This window comes from Mesorhizobium sp. CU3 (assembly GCF_006442965.1).
Lineage (GTDB): Bacteria > Pseudomonadota > Alphaproteobacteria > Rhizobiales > Rhizobiaceae > Mesorhizobium.
Window position 1 is genome coordinate 176,571 of sequence record NZ_VFWX01000012.1, and the last position, 14,849, is coordinate 191,419.

The following is a 14,849-nucleotide window of genomic DNA, read 5'->3' on the forward strand; positions in this document are numbered from 1 at the left end:
GTGAAGGTCATAAACGAGCGGTTTTTCAAAGCCGGTGCGGAAACTTCCGAATAGCAGACGACGTCCCCATCTGACCAAGTCGGTACGGCAAACTCGCCAGACGACACATGGTGATACAGACGTGTCATTTTGGGCGACGAACTACAAAAGATCGTGTTCGAGCTTCTATGTCGCTACGACCTCTGTGAAGATCGGGCTGCACTAACGCTGGCCCGATGAGTCTTGACAAAATCCGATTAATGTCAGATTTCCTGAGAGGTGGCGCCAACCAGTCGCATGGCCGGTCGGTGTCCGCGAAAGGAAAACACCGCATGGAAGTAGTGATACCGAACACTTCGGCGGAAAAGCTGTCTGGCGGGTCCATTCTCAACCGTTCCCGCTCACATTGGTGGAACACCTCCGACTCCTATCAACCTTCTGCCCCCCTTGTCGGCCAAGCCGATGTCGACGTCTGCATCGTTGGAGGCGGTATCAACGGCCTATCGACGGCGTATCATCTGAAGAAGCTCGAACCCTCTTTGGAAGTCGCATTGCTCGAGGCCGAGGTCGTCGGCTTTGGTGCGAGCGGCCGAAACGCCGGGCAGATCATCATGAAGTTTGGAGGCACATCACCCGAGCGCCTTGTCGGGAGCTATGGGGCCGAAAGGGCGCGTGAGGCGTGGAACTACATCCACCGTGGCATAGCCCTGATCCAAGACCTTCGTCTGGATGAAGACATCGACTGTGACTATGCAAATACGGGAACGATGAACGTCTGCCTGCGCATCGAGGGTGACGGGCACGTGGACGAGGCCATGCGGCTGATGGAGCGGATGGGGCAGTCGCAATATGTTGCTTACGTTGAAAGCGAGCGGGTCGAGCAGGAACTCGGTAGCAACCAGTTTGGCGCCGCTTACCATGAGTCGCGGGGAGGCCAGTTCAACCCGCTTAAGCTGGTGCGTGGCCTCAAACGCGCTGCCGAGCGCCGAGGCGCCAGAGTCTACGAGAATTCGCCGGTGGCATCGATCGACACCACGGAAAATTTGATGACGCTACATACGGGACTCGGCGTAATCCGCTGCAAGAAACTGGTTCTGGCGACAAACGCCTTCACTCATTTGCTACCCGGCGCTAGGCGGCTCGGCCTTGCCCGCGAGCAGACGCCTCTGATGGTCAAGGGGGTCATCACGCAACCCCTCTCACCACAGCAATGGGAAAGGGTCGGGTGGCCCCGACGAGCGGGCATTAACATCCATTCGGACCTGTTCTACTCGTTCGCGCCGACGGCGGATGGTCGAATCCTTTATGTCGGGGGCTACTACACCTCTGCACCGTGGGACCGGAATCTCGCCCCAGAGATCGACACTCGCCTCAAGCGGGTTGGCCCCGACCACCTGGCGGCCTTCTTTCCCGCGCTGTACGGCGTCGGCGTCGCGCAGACGTGGGGAGGGCCTATCTCGATCACACCCGACTGGATTCCTCATGTCGGCGAAGCCAGGGACCCGCGCATCCTCTACGCTTGCGGCTGCTGGGGCAACGGCATGCCCTGCGGGATGCAGAACGGTCGTACGCTCGCCGAGCTCGCCTTGGGAAAGCATACGGAGAACGCTGACGCTTGGTTCGTGACCCGCAAGAAGCGGAAATGGCCGAGCCGTATTCTCGCCGCGTTCCTGGCCAAAGGCGTCATTCGCAAACGTCACGTCGCCAATCGCAGAATCGGTGGGCGGATGACCCCGCCGCTCCGTTTTCCGCGCTAGACTTTTTACGTGTCAATGATTCGCCAAACGTGTGGACTGAGGTTCAGCTTTGCTGAGGTCGTTGAAGACACGCTGGAGCCGACGGACTCGAACTCAGGACATCACACGCCTTTGCAACAAGGCCGTGCATGCTTGGGGAAACCGCCAAAGGGAAAGCTGCTCAGATGGCCGAGGCCTATATCTGCGATTACATCCGCACGCCGATCGGCCGCTTTGGCGGCTCCCTCTCCTCGGTACGTGCCGACGATCTCGGCGCCATCCCGCTAAAAGCGCTGATCGAACGCAATGCCGGCGTCGACTGGGCAGCTGTGGACGACCTCGTCTACGGCTCCGCCAACCAGGCCGGCGAGGACAACCGCAACGTCGCGCGCATGGCGCTGCTGCTCGCCGGCTTGCCCCAGGACATTCCGGGCTCGACCGTCAATCGCCTCTGCGGCTCGGGCATGGATGCCGTCACCATTGCCGCGCGCGCCATCAAGGCCGGTGAGGCTGAACTGATGATCGCCGGCGGCGTCGAATCGATGAGCCGCGCTCCCTTCGTCATGCCCAAGGCCGATACCGCCTTCTCGCGCAATGCCGAGATTTACGACACCACCATCGGCTGGCGCTTCATCAACCCGCTGATGAAGAAGCAGTATGGCGTCGATTCCATGCCGGAGACCGGCGAGAACGTCGCCGAGGATTTTTCCGTCTCACGCGCCGACCAGGACGCCTTCGCCGCGCGCAGCCAGGACAAGGCAGTCGCCGCGCAAGCCAACGGCCGTCTGGCGAAAGAGATCACGCCGGTGACGATCCCGCAGAGAAAGGGCGATGCCGTCATCGTCTCGAAGGACGAGCATCCTCGCGCCGGCACCACAATCGAAGCGCTGGCCAAACTGCCGACGCCGTTCCGCCAGGGCGGCACCGTGACGGCCGGCAACGCCTCCGGCGTCAATGACGGCGCGGCCGCCCTCATCATCGCCTCGGAAGCAGCCGCGAAGAAACACGGCCTGACGCCGATCGCCCGTATCCTTGGCGGTGCCGCCGCCGGTGTCGCGCCGCGCATCATGGGCATCGGCCCCGCGCCCGCCACGAAGAAACTCTGCGCCCGCCTCGGCCTGACACCGCAGCAATTCGACATCGTCGAACTCAACGAAGCCTTCGCCTCGCAAGGTATCGCTGTGCTGCGTGATCTCGGCATCGCCGAGGACGCCGCGCACGTCAACCCAAACGGCGGCGCCATCGCGCTTGGTCATCCGCTCGGCATGTCGGGCGCGCGTATCACCGGCACGGCAGCGCTTGAGCTGCGTGAACGCGGCGGCAAGCTGGCCTTGGCCACTATGTGCATTGGCGTCGGCCAGGGTATCGCGATTGCGCTGGAGCGGGTCTGACCGCTTCGCACCATTCATGGGAGATGGAATGGACGGTCGCAGCGGCTGGGACAATGATCGAATTTTGGCGGCCTACGAAATCGATATGCGGATCCCACGCTACGCGTTAGCGAAACCGAAGCTGCTGCGCGCATGGCCGGCATCTTGCAGCCAAGCGCGTCATGTTGTCGATGCTGCAGCCCTGGGGGCAACCACGAACAGACGGCTGAAAGACGTATCAGGTGCCGTCGATGTGGTATCCAGCTGATTGGTGTCAACCGGCGTTCAAAATTTTGCACGCCGAAACACACCTATGTCCTCACATTTTCGATCCGGAAAATGATATTGGAGCGAATATTTCAGTTAAGAGGAGAGGGTTGGCTCGCCAAGCAATGCTAGGCGCTATATATCGACACGCCGGTGGTCGAATCCGGTTTGGAGGAAATGGAGGCCAATTGCGCAAGCGGACCAAATTCGACCCCAATGACGATACGTTAAACGGTGAGGGCTTCTCGACGTCTCTCGTTCGTGGGCTGCAGATACTCAGGGCCTTTGGCAGCGGGGATCCACCCCTGGGCAATCTGGACCTGATGGAGAGGACCGGACTACCAAAGGCCACCGTCTCCAGGCTCACTTATACGCTTTCTGCGCTGGGCTATCTGGTCTACGACGAAGCCCTTAGGCGATACAGTCTGGGAACCGCATCGGTGTCGCTTGGCTATACCGCCCTTAGCTCGAATCCCGTGGTGCATGTTTCTCGGCCCCTTATGCATGCGCTTGCTCGCGAAACCGGTGCTGCTGTCGCGCTGGCAGGGCTAGAGCAGAACGAAATGGTCTACCTGTCCAATTGCCGCTCCGAAAGCCTTGTCACGCTTCGGCTGAATTTGGGTTCGCGACTTCCGCTGTGGAACAGCGGCATGGGTCTGGCCTTTCTCGTCGGTCTAACGGACGACGAGCGAGACGAATTAAAGCGGAATTTTCTACCAAAGAACCGTGTCGAGCGAGCAGAGATGATCAAATTGCTCGATGACGCGCTCGCCCAATACGCTCGGCTTGGATACATCACCGCGTTCGGCACTTGGCAGAGACATATCAGAGCGGTTGGAATCCCATTCCGACCACGCGATGGATCGCCCCCGGTAGCGTTCACCTGTGGTGGGATCGCGGAAATCATCGACTCGAAATCGGCACGACAGAAAATCGGACCGGCCCTGATGGATCTGAGGGAAAAGCTAGAATCTCTCCTAGAGGGAAGAAACAATATAGCGATCGGTGACGAAATCTGAGCAAATTAATGACGCACTGATGCGACATAGTTGGATAGTTCAAGCCAGATTGTCGCCTACAGCCAATCCGGTCGCTCTGCTCGGGCGAGTTGCCTATTGATCGTTGGCGGGCGTGTTCACGACTGCCTATCTCCAGAAGAAGATGGATCCCCTGCTTGACTTTGCGCGACTACGATGCGTCGGGCTTTCCTGTTTCACGCAACTGCGCCCACGACGCTGCGGCGCCGGTCTCGTCTGGGGGCGAGCTCAATAAATTCTCAAAAGAGGCCACAGCACCCGACTCTTCGAGCGCCGCGATTCTCGCCGCGGAATAGTGGAGTACCTCCGCAAGCACCTCTCGCGTGTTCTCGCCAAGCATTGGCGGTGCGCGGTGAGCTGACGTTTTTTGGGCAGCAAGCCCATGAGCTGGACCTACCAGGGAGACTTTGCCGAGGTGCGCACTATCGAGAAGCTGTACGATGCCACGTTCTTTTGCGGTCTCGCTGGTCAACGCCTCGGCAACTGTTTTCACGACCCCTGAGGGTACTTCCGCCGTCGCGCAGGCCTTCATCCAGTTTTCTCTCGAATCAATTCGAAAAATCTCTTCGAGGATTGGGATCAGTTCGTCGCGATTCTTCGCGCGGCCATTCGCCGTGCGAAAGCGAGGATCCTGGGACAGTTCCGGCCGGGAGATTACCTTATTACATAGCGCTGCGAATTGACGGTCGTTTCCGACCGCCAGCGCAAAGCTTCCGTCTACGCAGTCGAAAATCTGGTATGGCACCACTGTGGGGTGAGCATTGCCGTATCGCTTCACCTCGGCCCCGGTGTTGAGGAAGCCGCTACCAACATTAATCAACAAGTTGAGCGCCGTATCGATGAGCGCGACATCGAGGTGCTGACCCAGACCTGTTTCCTGCCGCTGGTAAAGCGCCGCCAAGATCGACTGCGCCGCAATCATTCCGCAAGTCACGTCAGTGATGGCGACGCCGAAGCGAAGCGGCTGTCCTTCGCTTTCGCCGGTGATCGACATTAGTCCGCTTTCTGCCTGCACCACGAAGTCGTAACCTGGCCGCCGGGCATCGGACGTGTCTCTGCCGTAGCCGGAGATCGAGCAATAGATCAATCGTGGGTTCGACTGTCGCAATTGCTCATATCCAACGCCAAGACGCTCTGCGGTGCCGACGCGAAAGTTCTCGACAACAACATCGCAATTGCGAGCCAGATCAAGGACAACTTCAAGTCCTTCACGAGTCTTCAGATCGATAGCGAGAGAACGCTTGCCGCGATTCGCGCAAAGGTAATATGTGCTTGTGCCTTTGTAGCTTGGAACCGACCAAGCGCGAGTGTCGTCGCCGCCGTCGATGTTCTCGACCTTCCAAACCTCGGCACCGAGATCTGCTAGGGTCATGGTCGCCCAGGGGCCAGCCAGCACCCGTGACAAATCGAGAACTTTGATCCCTTCTAACGGCAGGCGGGCCGTGGCTGCACTGCGATATGCCAAGTTCATATTCCTCCCGCCGCGAGCAGTCTTGTCGTCTTTAACGGCCATTCTGCCGTTCACCCTCGTCGGCGTCAACCGATATTGGAATTAGGTTCCGAAAATGAACTGCTAAACCCATTGCGCTTTTCGGGGCGCTCGACGGCCGGCCGACTTTCTCGGTTTTGATAGCCCGACGATGCAAATAAATGGAATTGCGTTCCGAAATTGGTTATGGTGCCACTTGTTTTCATCCAATTTGCAACTAAGCTGGACTGCGCTGCGCAGATCGATCTTGGTTCTCGGAGGCTTGGCTGGATGGCGAGAGAAATGCACCTGGTGGGGTATTGCTGTGCAAGTCCCACCTGGCATCACAACGGATCATGGCGGCATTTTGAGAGCGACGGAGCGGACGCGCTGAAGCCAGAGCGGTACGAAACGATCGGCAGAATTTTGGAGCAAGGCAAATTCGACGGCATGTTCCTCGTCGACGTGCTGATGCTGAACAGTTCCCATGGCGGGTCTTTTGTACCCAACCTGCGCGAACCAGGGCAGACTTGGCTCCTTGATCCGATGCAGCTGCTAGCTGCCATAGCTCGTGTGACGACGCATCTCGGACTAGCCGCGACGATGTCGACCTCATTTTACCATTCGTTCCATATCGCCCGGGCCTTCTCCACACTTGATCACATCAGCGGGGGGAGGGCCGGCTGGAACTGCGTCACATCCACCAGCGATCTGGAGGCCCAGAATTTCGGCATGGATCGCCTGATGGACAAGAATGTGCGTTACGATTTCGCCGACGAGGTTTTGGAGGCATGCCACGCGCTTTGGCGCAGTTGGGAGCCGGGCGCCCTCATCCTTGACCGGGAAAAGGGCGTCTACGCTGATCCCTCCAAGGTCCACTATGTCAATTATCAAGGCAAATACGTTAAAACGCGAGGTCCCCTGAACACCCCGCGCTCGCCGCAGGAATCGCCAGTCATCATGCAGGCCGGATCCTCTGAACGAGGCCGGCAATTCGCCGCCCGCTGGGCTGAGGTTATCTTCACATTGCACGCCGACAAAAAGAACATGCAGGACTTCTACAGTGACATTAAGGCGCGCGTGGAAGCTGCCGGGCGCAGCCCGCACCACTGCGCAATCCTGCCCGCGGTGGATATCGTGATTGGTGAAACGGAAGCAATTGCTCGCGAGAAGGCCGACTATCTTAACTCATTCGTCAGTGCCGAGTTGGGCGTGGCTGAGATTTCGAATGCAGTCAATATCGATCTCTCTGGCCATCCCCTGGACAAACCGCTGGGTGAACTCGAAGTAACGCAGGGTGCGCGGGGGATGCTCGACATTATCTTGCAAGGTTCCGAAGGCAAGACTCTGCGCGACGCTGGCTACGCTTGGGGTGTTAGCCAGATGACGCCCCAACTGATCGGCACTCCGAAAATGATCGCCGATTACATGCAGGAATACTTCGAGGCTAACGCATGCGATGGATTTATTGTGTGCCCTTCGCTCAGTCCGTCTGCTTACACACAATTCGTCACGGGGGTTGTTCCGGAGCTTCAGAGGCGGGGAATCTATCGCAAGGACTATACTGGCCGCACGTTCCGCGATCATCTGAGAAGCGGAACTTAAATGGATTAGGGCGGGAGCTCTAACGACTTAGTATCCAGACGCAATGAAAATCAAAATCATAGGAAAGACGGAATAAAAACAGAGAAACAGCAAGACTTAACGAAACGCAAAAAAGGGGAAAGAGGACTAAAATGGCAAATAAAGCTAATTCAGGTAATCTGACCAGACGCAAGGTACTGCAGTTCAGCGCCGGTGCCGTCGCTCTCTCGCTTCCCGGTCTGAGTATGCCGGCGCTAGCGCAGTCGAAGCCTACCGAATTGCTGGTGACTGTCGGTGGTGGAGACTGGGGTGTTTTTATAAGGAAAGCGTTCTTTGATGACTACACCAAGCAGACCGGGATCAAGATCAATCCGCAACCTTTCAAGGGATTGGCCGAACTCAAGGCCATGGTGGAGGCCAAGGCGTGGGGACAATTCGACCTTCTTCTAATGGCCGCGGGCGATGCAGCGATGGCCGAGGCGCAGGGCCTGGCCGAACCGATCGACTACAGTGTCGTTGACAAGAGCAGCTTCCTTCCAGGAACGACCTTCGATTGCTGGTTCCTCAATGACCTGGGGCCTGAAGTTATCTCATGGAATACGGATGCGGTTCCGGAGGGCTCTGAACCGAAGAACTGGGTCGATTTCTTCAATCCGGAGAACAAAGCTCCGAGAGCCCTCTACAAGTCCGGCAACCAGACCCTTGATATCGCCGCCCTTGGGGGCGGAACTCCCTTGGACAAACTCTACCCGTTTGACATTGACAAGGCTCTGAAGACGCTCAGTGCGGTTCGCGAGCACATCGTCTGGTATGAAGGAGGGGCTCAGTCAGCCCAGATGATAGTCGATGGTACCGTCGATATGGCGATGCTGTGGATGAACCGTGCTGACGCACTGGTCGTCGACAAGAAACCAGTGAAATTTATTCCTTACAATACCATTATGGATGGCGATGGGATCGTGATCCCAAAAGGACATCCCAAGAAGGCTGCTGCCATGGAATTTGCAGCCTTCATGGCGTCTCCAGAAGCACAGGCTCGTCTGACCAACCAGGTAGCCATGGGGCCGACCAACACCAAGGCCTTCCCTCTTGTCGAGCCTGACAAGCTTGCCAAGACGGCTAGCCATCCTGACAATTTTCCGAAGAACCGTCTTCAGGACTTCAAGTGGCTCGCTGAGAACACCGAGAAGATTACCAACGAGTTCAACAAATGGTTGATCGGTTGACGGAGTAGCAACGACGCAATCTTCGGATCTCGAGGCGGCCGCGTTTGCGGCCGCCTCGAAGGCTGCGGCCGTGCGGAATCGGCGAGGATGAGCAAGAGCAAAGTTTGGACACCGGATAGGGTGATGAAATTGCTGGTGTTGCCGCCGGCACTCTTCTTGTTGCCAACTTTCATCCTGCCGCTGGTTATCGTTGTGTACCGCGGCTTCAACGGTCCCGACTACAGCCTTGACCAATTCCGGCAGATCTTCTCAAACACGATCTACGTTTGGGTTCTGATCCAAACCTTCAAGACAGCGCTGATAGCGACCTGCGCGGCGTTTCTTATTGGTTTCCCCATCGCGCATGTGATTTCTCGGGCAAGACCCTTCTGGGCCAACATCGCCTTCGCTTGCGTCATGATCCCACTTTGGACAAGCGTCGTGACACGTACCTACGCTTGGATAGCGCTGCTTGGGCGGCGAGGCCTTATCAATACTGTCCTGACCGACGTCGGATTGATAGGCGCGCCGTTGGATCTGATGTACAATTCCTTGGCGGTTCAGATCGGCATGGTGCAAGTGCTGTTGCCATTGATGATACTGCCGCTTGTCAGCACGATGCGGCAGCTCGACCGAACCAAGCTGATGGCCGCGCAGATTCTCGGGGCCAACCCAATTCGCGCATTCGTCCATATCTATATCCCCATGTGTCTGCCCGGCATCATGGCAGGCTCAGTTCTCGTCTTCATCAGCGCGCTCGGGTTCTATGTGACGCCGGCGCTGCTCGGACGCGACAACGAGATGATGATCGCAGTACTCATTGAGCAGGAAGTCACCAAGACACTCAACTGGCAGTTGGCATCGGCCTTGGCGTCGGTGTTGCTGGTCATGGTGTTTATATCAGTGTGGCTGATCCTGGCTTTGTCACGACTTCGCGGGGTAAAATTGGAGCCGTCGACATGAACTGGCGTCTATTTGACCGTTTCGCGTCTGTCACGACCGTCGTCGTTGCGTTGCTGGGCTTAGCCTACATGCTGACGCCACTCTTCGTGATTTTTCCGATCTCGTTTAGCTCCGAGCGTTACCTGCGCCTTCCAGTGCCATCTTACTCGATCCATTGGTATGAGCGGATGTGGAACAGCCAAGGGTACATGACGGCTTTCAGCAACACGATCCTCGTCGGATTGGGCGTCGGCCTGGCGGCCGCCATTCTGGGCACGATGGCAGCGCTTGGCGTGGTCAGAGGCCGGCTTCGTTTCGGCGGCACAGTCTCGATGATGATCATGTCCCCCCTAATCATGCCACAGATCATCTTGGCGATCGGGATCTTTCCGATCATGGCGGCCTTGGGCTTAGTTGGAACACGCGCTGCTGTAATCATGGCCCATGTGGCGATCGCGATCCCTCTTGTCTTCACGACTGTATCGGCATCACTACGCAGCTACAGCGACTCAATGGAACTCGCGGCTATGACCCTTGGCGCGAACAACGTGCGGACCTTTCTGCATGTGACACTGCCAATGATCCGGCTCGGCATAATTGTTGGCGCGATCTTTGCCTTCGCTCTTTCGTTTGATGAGATCATCATCGCCTTGTTTCTTACCGATGCGTCGTCTGTGACGCTACCTGTCTTCATGTGGAACGAACTCCGCTATCAGATGGAGCCAACCATTGCCGCGGCTTCTACCGTCGCCGTCATCTTCTCGTTGAGCCTTCTCACCGCCGTGGCGCTTCTGCAGCGTGCCGGCAAACGCTTCTCCAATGACATGCACCAATGAACCTACAGAACCCGACCAGAGTCTCAGATCAGAAACTGGCCTCCCTCACAGAAAGGCCAAACGTACTCGGCGCCAGTGGGCGTGGTATCCGCTATGATGGCATTTCGAAGCGCTATGGCGGCGCGCTTGCCCTAAAGCCAACTTACCTTGATATCGAGCCCGGAGAGTTTTTCGCGATCATTGGACCCAGCGGGTCGGGAAAGACTACATTGCTCGGCGTCACGGCTGGGTTCATCGCCGCCACGGAAGGGCATATCCTGATTGACGGGAAGAGCATTGAAGGCGTGCCACCCTTCAAGCGTAATATCGGGATGGTGTTTCAGAATTATTCTCTGTTCCCTCACAAAACCGTTGGACAAAATATCGCCTTTCCGTTGCAGATGCGGGGCGTTCCCAAAGCCGACATTTGGGTGCGGGTGCGGGATGCTCTAAAGCTGGTGCGTCTGGACGATTTCGTCGACCGGTATCCGAGTGCTCTTTCTGGCGGCCAACAGCAGCGCGTAGCGCTTGCTCGAGCCGCTGTCTACAACCCATCACTATTAGTGATGGACGAGCCACTAAGCGCGCTCGACAAGAACTTACGCGAGGAAATGCAATATGAGATCAAGCAGCTTCATGCCAAACTTGGATCGACAGTCCTTTACGTGACGCACGACCAAAGTGAGGCAGCTGCCATGGCGCACCGCATCGCAATCATGAATGGCGGCGAAATCGTGCAAATGGGCTCGGCGCGCGAACTATACCTCCGGCCGCGGAACCGCTTCGTGGCATCCTTTCTTGGGCAAGCTAATTTGCTGCACGTATCCAGGATGGAGCGCTCCGAAGCCGGCTTGATCGTTGACACCGACTGTGGCCTGAGACTCAGGTCGTCAGCTGTCGCTGGCGATGATGAGGATTGCTGCGTATGCATTCGCCCCGAGGCCATTCGGATTTTCCGAACGCGTCCGGATACGGACAACGTCCAATCGGGCATCGTCATCGACAGCATGTTCACCAACGGTGTTCAGCGTCATCGCATTGGTGTCCATCCTGACGTGATCATTGAGCAGTGGCAGCAGATCAGCAGCGAGTCCTTCGCCTCTGAAATGGGCGAAACGGTCTTTCTTGGCTGGAATGCGAACGATACACTGATTGTCAGCAACACCTAGGAGGGTGTTGAAGAAGTACTGGCGCGTAAAGTCGCGCCGGTAGTGGGACCACCCACCTACTTCAGAGCGTGGAGCAACAAGGCTGACGCCCACAAGCCTATCCCGAACAATCCGTGCGAGATTAGATTTAGCACGCGGGTCTTCCACGGCCTCGGTGTTTTTGAAGCTGCCCAACCGACTCCCAGGCCCGGTTGGAGCAGCAGCCATGGAAATAGCACGGTGGCGAGGCCGAACAACAAGGGCTGCAGCACCGTGGGATCAGCAAACCAAGAAGATCCTACGATGATGCCGAACGCAAGTCCAAATATGACGCCAGTCCCATAGTGAACGATCCATCCAAGAGTAAGTTCATTCTGGATAGGTGGTACTTCTCGGATATTGTCGTGAAAGAACTTCAGCGCGGGTGTATGCGCCGCCCAGCGTCCTATAAGTCCCCAATTAGCGAGCGGTTGTTGAAAAAGCTTCCACAGAACAAGCCCCCAGATGTCGATGGTCACAGTGGCGCCGATACCGATTAGCGCACCATGCCAAATTGTGATCGTGTCCGGCAACGGGTCCTCCCGACGTTTTTCCTGCAAAGAAACCCGCGAAGCGACAACTGGCATCGGGGACAATTTTGGTTGGAGAGGGGTTCCTTAGGCGGCTGATCGTTCTGATCGATGCATTTATCGACTCACGTCATGTTCGACAATTCTGCGAAAGGTCTGAACGGATTGGTTCCATCCCAATCACGTGCAAGCTTCTGCAAAAGCTCCGCGCGTGCCAGTCGAGCCGGGGTTGCAATGATGAGTTCCACCAACGCACCAGGATGATCGGCGGTCTCAAGATAGATGCAATCCTCGACTTTGTTGCCATCCCAATTGAACTGCAACATCTTGCAGCCTCGGCTCACCAATGCATCCGAAACAGCTTTAGGGCTAGGCACATACCGACCGGTATGGAGCAGACCCTCACCATGCTTCTTTTTGAAATCTTGGTAAACAGAAGGCGCGTCGTCGTGCTGGCACATGAGTTCGATCTGTGTAGTGCCGGCATAGGCGATGGCGGCACTCCAGAGCGGGGCGCTCTCCTTGCCCAAATACTCGATTTCATAGGGGGCAGGATCGAAATAAAAAAACGGTCCAATGCCTGCCCTTGCGCCCCACGAACGTACGGCAGCTTCAAGATCATCGACCATGAAGCCCAGTTGGTCCGCAGTTCCCAACAAAGTTCTGCTCATTGTTCAATCTCCATCATGAATTGTTTTGGTTTTTTGGAAGCGGGCTCCGCTTCTAAATACGCCGCCCAACCTTGAGCCCTTCGAGAACGGCCTCTTCGGCGGTGCGAGGAGTTAGGCAGTCGCCTGCCAGATATGTCTCAATGTTAAGCCCAGCTACCTCAGTTTCGAGCGTTCTGTCCGCTCGTGCGCCGTCGCAAAGCACCAACGTATCTATCCCCTCGAGGACTAAGGGCTTCATCGCCATGATGTGTTCGAAATACACATTATCCTCGTCAGCGCCATATAACCGCGCATAGTTCACTACCCTTACGCCCGCGTCGAAAAGCCGTCCCGCAGCTTCATCGCGGACATACAGCGGAACCATTTCGCCAGGCTGCACGCCGGTGATGGCGAGCGTCACCTCGTGCCCTTCGGAGGCAAGTTGCAGGCTTACGCCGATCCCCACCCAATCGCACATCGAGTCCGCAACCACGACGCGTTGACCGGCCTTTACTGCGCCTGAAAGAACATCTGCCGCAACTATTGTCGTCATGCCTTCGAACCTTGTGGGGTCAAAGGCAGCAGGCTTGCCCCCTGTCGCGATCACCAGGGCGTCGACCGCCATTGATTCCAATAGGTTGCGGGTAACGCGAGTTCTCATGCGAACCTCGATGCCAGCAAGTTGCACTTCTCGGCTCAGATTTGTGACGATACCGCCGAATTCGGAGCGGCCTGGGATCTTTGCTGCAAGATTTGCCTGGCCGCCAAGCTGCCCCCCAGCCTCGCAAAGGATAACGTCGTGGCCGCGCGCTGCAGCCACGACCGCGGCCTTCATTCCGGCCGGGCCACCTCCAGCGACCAGCACTCGCTTGCGTAGAGCCGCTGGCGGATAGATCGCGAGTGAAGTTTCGCGACCGGACTCCGGGTATTGTATGCATGAGACACTGTAGCCCCGTTGCATATGGCCGATACAAGCTTGGTCACATCCGATGCAGGCGCGAATATCATCTAGGCGGCGCTCTTGAATCTTTTTGGCGACTAGCGGGTCGCAGATCATTGCCCGGGTCATCCCCACGGCGTCGGCGGCCCCACGTCTCACCGCCAGTTCGGCAACCTGGGGCGTGTTGAACCTGCCGGTAACGATCACCGGCGCTTTCAGAACTTTCTTGGCCTTCTCCCCAAAAGGCGTTACGTAGCCTGCCGCAAGCGCCATCGGAGGTACAACGTGGATCGTCCCCGACTTGGTCGATGCGCCCCCCACGACGAGATGATAGTAGTCGACAAGAGCTGCCTTCTCCAAACGGCGCATCATGTCCAAAGCATCGTCGGCATCCAGCCCAACATTATCGAGGTCAGCTGCTGACAGTCGGATGCCGACCACATAACCGATACCCACTGCATGGCGAATGGCCTCACACACTTCTAGAATGAACCGGAAACGGTTCTCGGCGCTCCCCCCATATTCGTCGGTTCGGTTGTTCACCCCCTGCGTCAGAAACTGCGCGGGCAAATAGCCATGACTACCGCAGATTTCGACACCATCCAGCCCAGCAAATTGGACCCGTTTGGCGGCGGCAGCATAAGACCGAATTACCGATTTAATGTCGGCGAGGGACATCGCCCGAGGTACGATGTGATGTCTCTCGGACATAAGGTTGGAGGAGGAGTACGTTACCGGTGCGGATCCATCCAAAGAGTAGGTCGCAGCGCGCCCCGAGTGGAGGAGCTGGCCGAAAACAACCCCGCCTTCGGCATGCACTGCCTCTGCCATCCGACGGAAGCCTGGGATCGACTCGTCTGTAAAGAGTTGAATCTGATGCTCGTAGGTAGCCGAATTTTCATCGATGCTGGCGGCGGCCAGGATCTGGAGGCCTGCGCCTCCACGCGTCCGCGCGACTTGGTAGGCGATATAGGCGTCCGTCACCATTCCCTTCTCTTGGAGCGCCGTATCATGTGCTGTGAAGACCATTCGGTTCTTCAGCCGCACGTTGCCGATTTGCAGCGGCGTCAACAGTTGCGAAATGCTAGCTTCGCTCATTCAATCCATATCCCCGAAACATGATCCAAAAGGTCTTGCCT

13 protein-coding genes are annotated in these 14,849 nt (G+C 57.2%); 9 read left to right on the forward strand and 4 right to left on the reverse strand.

Going from position 1 to position 14,849, the window contains the following annotated elements:
- The first annotated feature begins 311 nt into the window (after positions 1–311).
- The 4 genes from FJ988_RS19760 (at position 312) to FJ988_RS19775 (ending at position 4,371) form a co-directional block, all read left to right on the forward strand.
- On the forward strand, positions 312–1,736 hold the full coding sequence (locus FJ988_RS19760; RefSeq protein WP_181183606.1) for an FAD-binding oxidoreductase: 1,425 nt from the start codon (positions 312–314) through the stop codon (positions 1,734–1,736).
- Positions 1,737–1,900: 164 nt separating this feature from the next.
- Entirely contained in the window at positions 1,901–3,106 is a 1,206-nt protein-coding gene (gene pcaF, locus FJ988_RS19765; protein ID WP_140820015.1) for a 3-oxoadipyl-CoA thiolase, read from the forward strand.
- A gap of 28 nt (positions 3,107–3,134) precedes the next feature.
- On the forward strand, positions 3,135–3,353 hold the full coding sequence (locus FJ988_RS19770) for a hypothetical protein (protein ID WP_140820016.1): 219 nt from the start codon (positions 3,135–3,137) through the stop codon (positions 3,351–3,353).
- 187 nt (positions 3,354–3,540) lie between these two features.
- Positions 3,541–4,371: an IclR family transcriptional regulator gene (locus FJ988_RS19775; RefSeq protein WP_246688608.1), complete on the forward strand. Its 831-nt coding sequence runs from the start codon at positions 3,541–3,543 to the stop codon at positions 4,369–4,371.
- A 169-nt stretch (positions 4,372–4,540) separates the two neighbouring features.
- Here FJ988_RS19775 and FJ988_RS19780 read toward each other — a convergent pair whose 3' ends face one another.
- Positions 4,541–5,860: a CaiB/BaiF CoA-transferase family protein gene (locus FJ988_RS19780; protein WP_140820058.1), complete on the reverse strand. Its 1,320-nt coding sequence runs from the start codon at positions 5,858–5,860 to the stop codon at positions 4,541–4,543.
- A gap of 204 nt (positions 5,861–6,064) precedes the next feature.
- Here FJ988_RS19780 and FJ988_RS19785 point away from each other — a divergent pair, with 204 nt between their 5' ends.
- From FJ988_RS19785 to FJ988_RS19805, 5 genes are all read left to right on the forward strand, one after another.
- Positions 6,065–7,462, forward strand: a complete 1,398-nt coding sequence (locus FJ988_RS19785; protein ID WP_246688609.1) for an LLM class flavin-dependent oxidoreductase — start codon at positions 6,065–6,067, stop codon at positions 7,460–7,462.
- Positions 7,463–7,593: 131 nt separating this feature from the next.
- A complete protein-coding gene (locus FJ988_RS19790) occupies positions 7,594–8,667 on the forward strand; it encodes an extracellular solute-binding protein (protein ID WP_140820017.1) in 1,074 nt (357 codons plus the stop codon).
- A gap of 123 nt (positions 8,668–8,790) precedes the next feature.
- On the forward strand, positions 8,791–9,609 hold the full coding sequence (locus tag FJ988_RS19795) for an ABC transporter permease (protein ID WP_140820018.1): 819 nt from the start codon (positions 8,791–8,793) through the stop codon (positions 9,607–9,609).
- Positions 9,606–10,424: an ABC transporter permease gene (locus FJ988_RS19800; protein ID WP_140820019.1), complete on the forward strand. Its 819-nt coding sequence runs from the start codon at positions 9,606–9,608 to the stop codon at positions 10,422–10,424. Before FJ988_RS19795 ends, FJ988_RS19800 begins: the two co-directional genes overlap by 4 nt.
- Positions 10,421–11,572: an ABC transporter ATP-binding protein gene (locus FJ988_RS19805; RefSeq protein WP_140820020.1), complete on the forward strand. Its 1,152-nt coding sequence runs from the start codon at positions 10,421–10,423 to the stop codon at positions 11,570–11,572. The genes FJ988_RS19800 and FJ988_RS19805 overlap by 4 nt, the downstream gene beginning before the upstream one ends.
- Positions 11,573–11,628: 56 nt before the next feature.
- Here the strand turns inward: FJ988_RS19805 and FJ988_RS19810 are convergent, their stop codons facing one another.
- The 3 genes from FJ988_RS19810 to FJ988_RS19820 form a co-directional block, all read right to left on the reverse strand.
- Entirely contained in the window at positions 11,629–12,123 is a 495-nt protein-coding gene (locus FJ988_RS19810; RefSeq protein WP_246688610.1) for a DUF2938 domain-containing protein, read from the reverse strand.
- Between the two features lie 122 nt (positions 12,124–12,245).
- Positions 12,246–12,791 carry a VOC family protein gene (locus FJ988_RS19815; protein WP_140820022.1) on the reverse strand — a complete coding sequence of 182 codons (546 nt, stop codon included), beginning with the start codon at positions 12,789–12,791 and terminating at the stop codon, positions 12,246–12,248.
- Between the two features lie 52 nt (positions 12,792–12,843).
- The gene (locus tag FJ988_RS19820; protein ID WP_140820023.1) at positions 12,844–14,808 is read right to left on the reverse strand and encodes an FAD-dependent oxidoreductase; all 1,965 of its coding nucleotides are present in this window, start codon (positions 14,806–14,808) and stop codon (positions 12,844–12,846) included.
- Between the last annotated feature and the right edge of the window lie 41 nt (positions 14,809–14,849).

What these genes read in the sequence shown, in the direction of transcription:
- FJ988_RS19785 (WP_246688609.1), top strand. Translation starts at nt 6,065, where the DNA reads ATGGTGCCACTTGTTTTCATCCAATTTGCAACTAAGCTGGACTGCGCT.
- FJ988_RS19790 (WP_140820017.1), top strand. Translation starts at nt 7,594, where the DNA reads ATGGCAAATAAAGCTAATTCAGGTAATCTGACCAGACGCAAGGTACTG.
- FJ988_RS19815 (WP_140820022.1), bottom strand. Translation starts at nt 12,791, where the DNA reads ATGAGCAGAACTTTGTTGGGAACTGCGGACCAACTGGGCTTCATGGTC.
- FJ988_RS19820 (WP_140820023.1), bottom strand. Translation starts at nt 14,808, where the DNA reads ATGAGCGAAGCTAGCATTTCGCAACTGTTGACGCCGCTGCAAATCGGC.
- FJ988_RS19805 (WP_140820020.1), top strand. Translation starts at nt 10,421, where the DNA reads ATGAACCTACAGAACCCGACCAGAGTCTCAGATCAGAAACTGGCCTCC.
- FJ988_RS19795 (WP_140820018.1), top strand. Translation starts at nt 8,791, where the DNA reads ATGAAATTGCTGGTGTTGCCGCCGGCACTCTTCTTGTTGCCAACTTTC.
- FJ988_RS19760 (WP_181183606.1), top strand. Translation starts at nt 312, where the DNA reads ATGGAAGTAGTGATACCGAACACTTCGGCGGAAAAGCTGTCTGGCGGG.
- FJ988_RS19780 (WP_140820058.1), bottom strand. Translation starts at nt 5,860, where the DNA reads ATGAACTTGGCATATCGCAGTGCAGCCACGGCCCGCCTGCCGTTAGAA.
- pcaF (WP_140820015.1), top strand. Translation starts at nt 1,901, where the DNA reads ATGGCCGAGGCCTATATCTGCGATTACATCCGCACGCCGATCGGCCGC.
- FJ988_RS19770 (WP_140820016.1), top strand. Translation starts at nt 3,135, where the DNA reads ATGGACGGTCGCAGCGGCTGGGACAATGATCGAATTTTGGCGGCCTAC.
- FJ988_RS19800 (WP_140820019.1), top strand. Translation starts at nt 9,606, where the DNA reads ATGAACTGGCGTCTATTTGACCGTTTCGCGTCTGTCACGACCGTCGTC.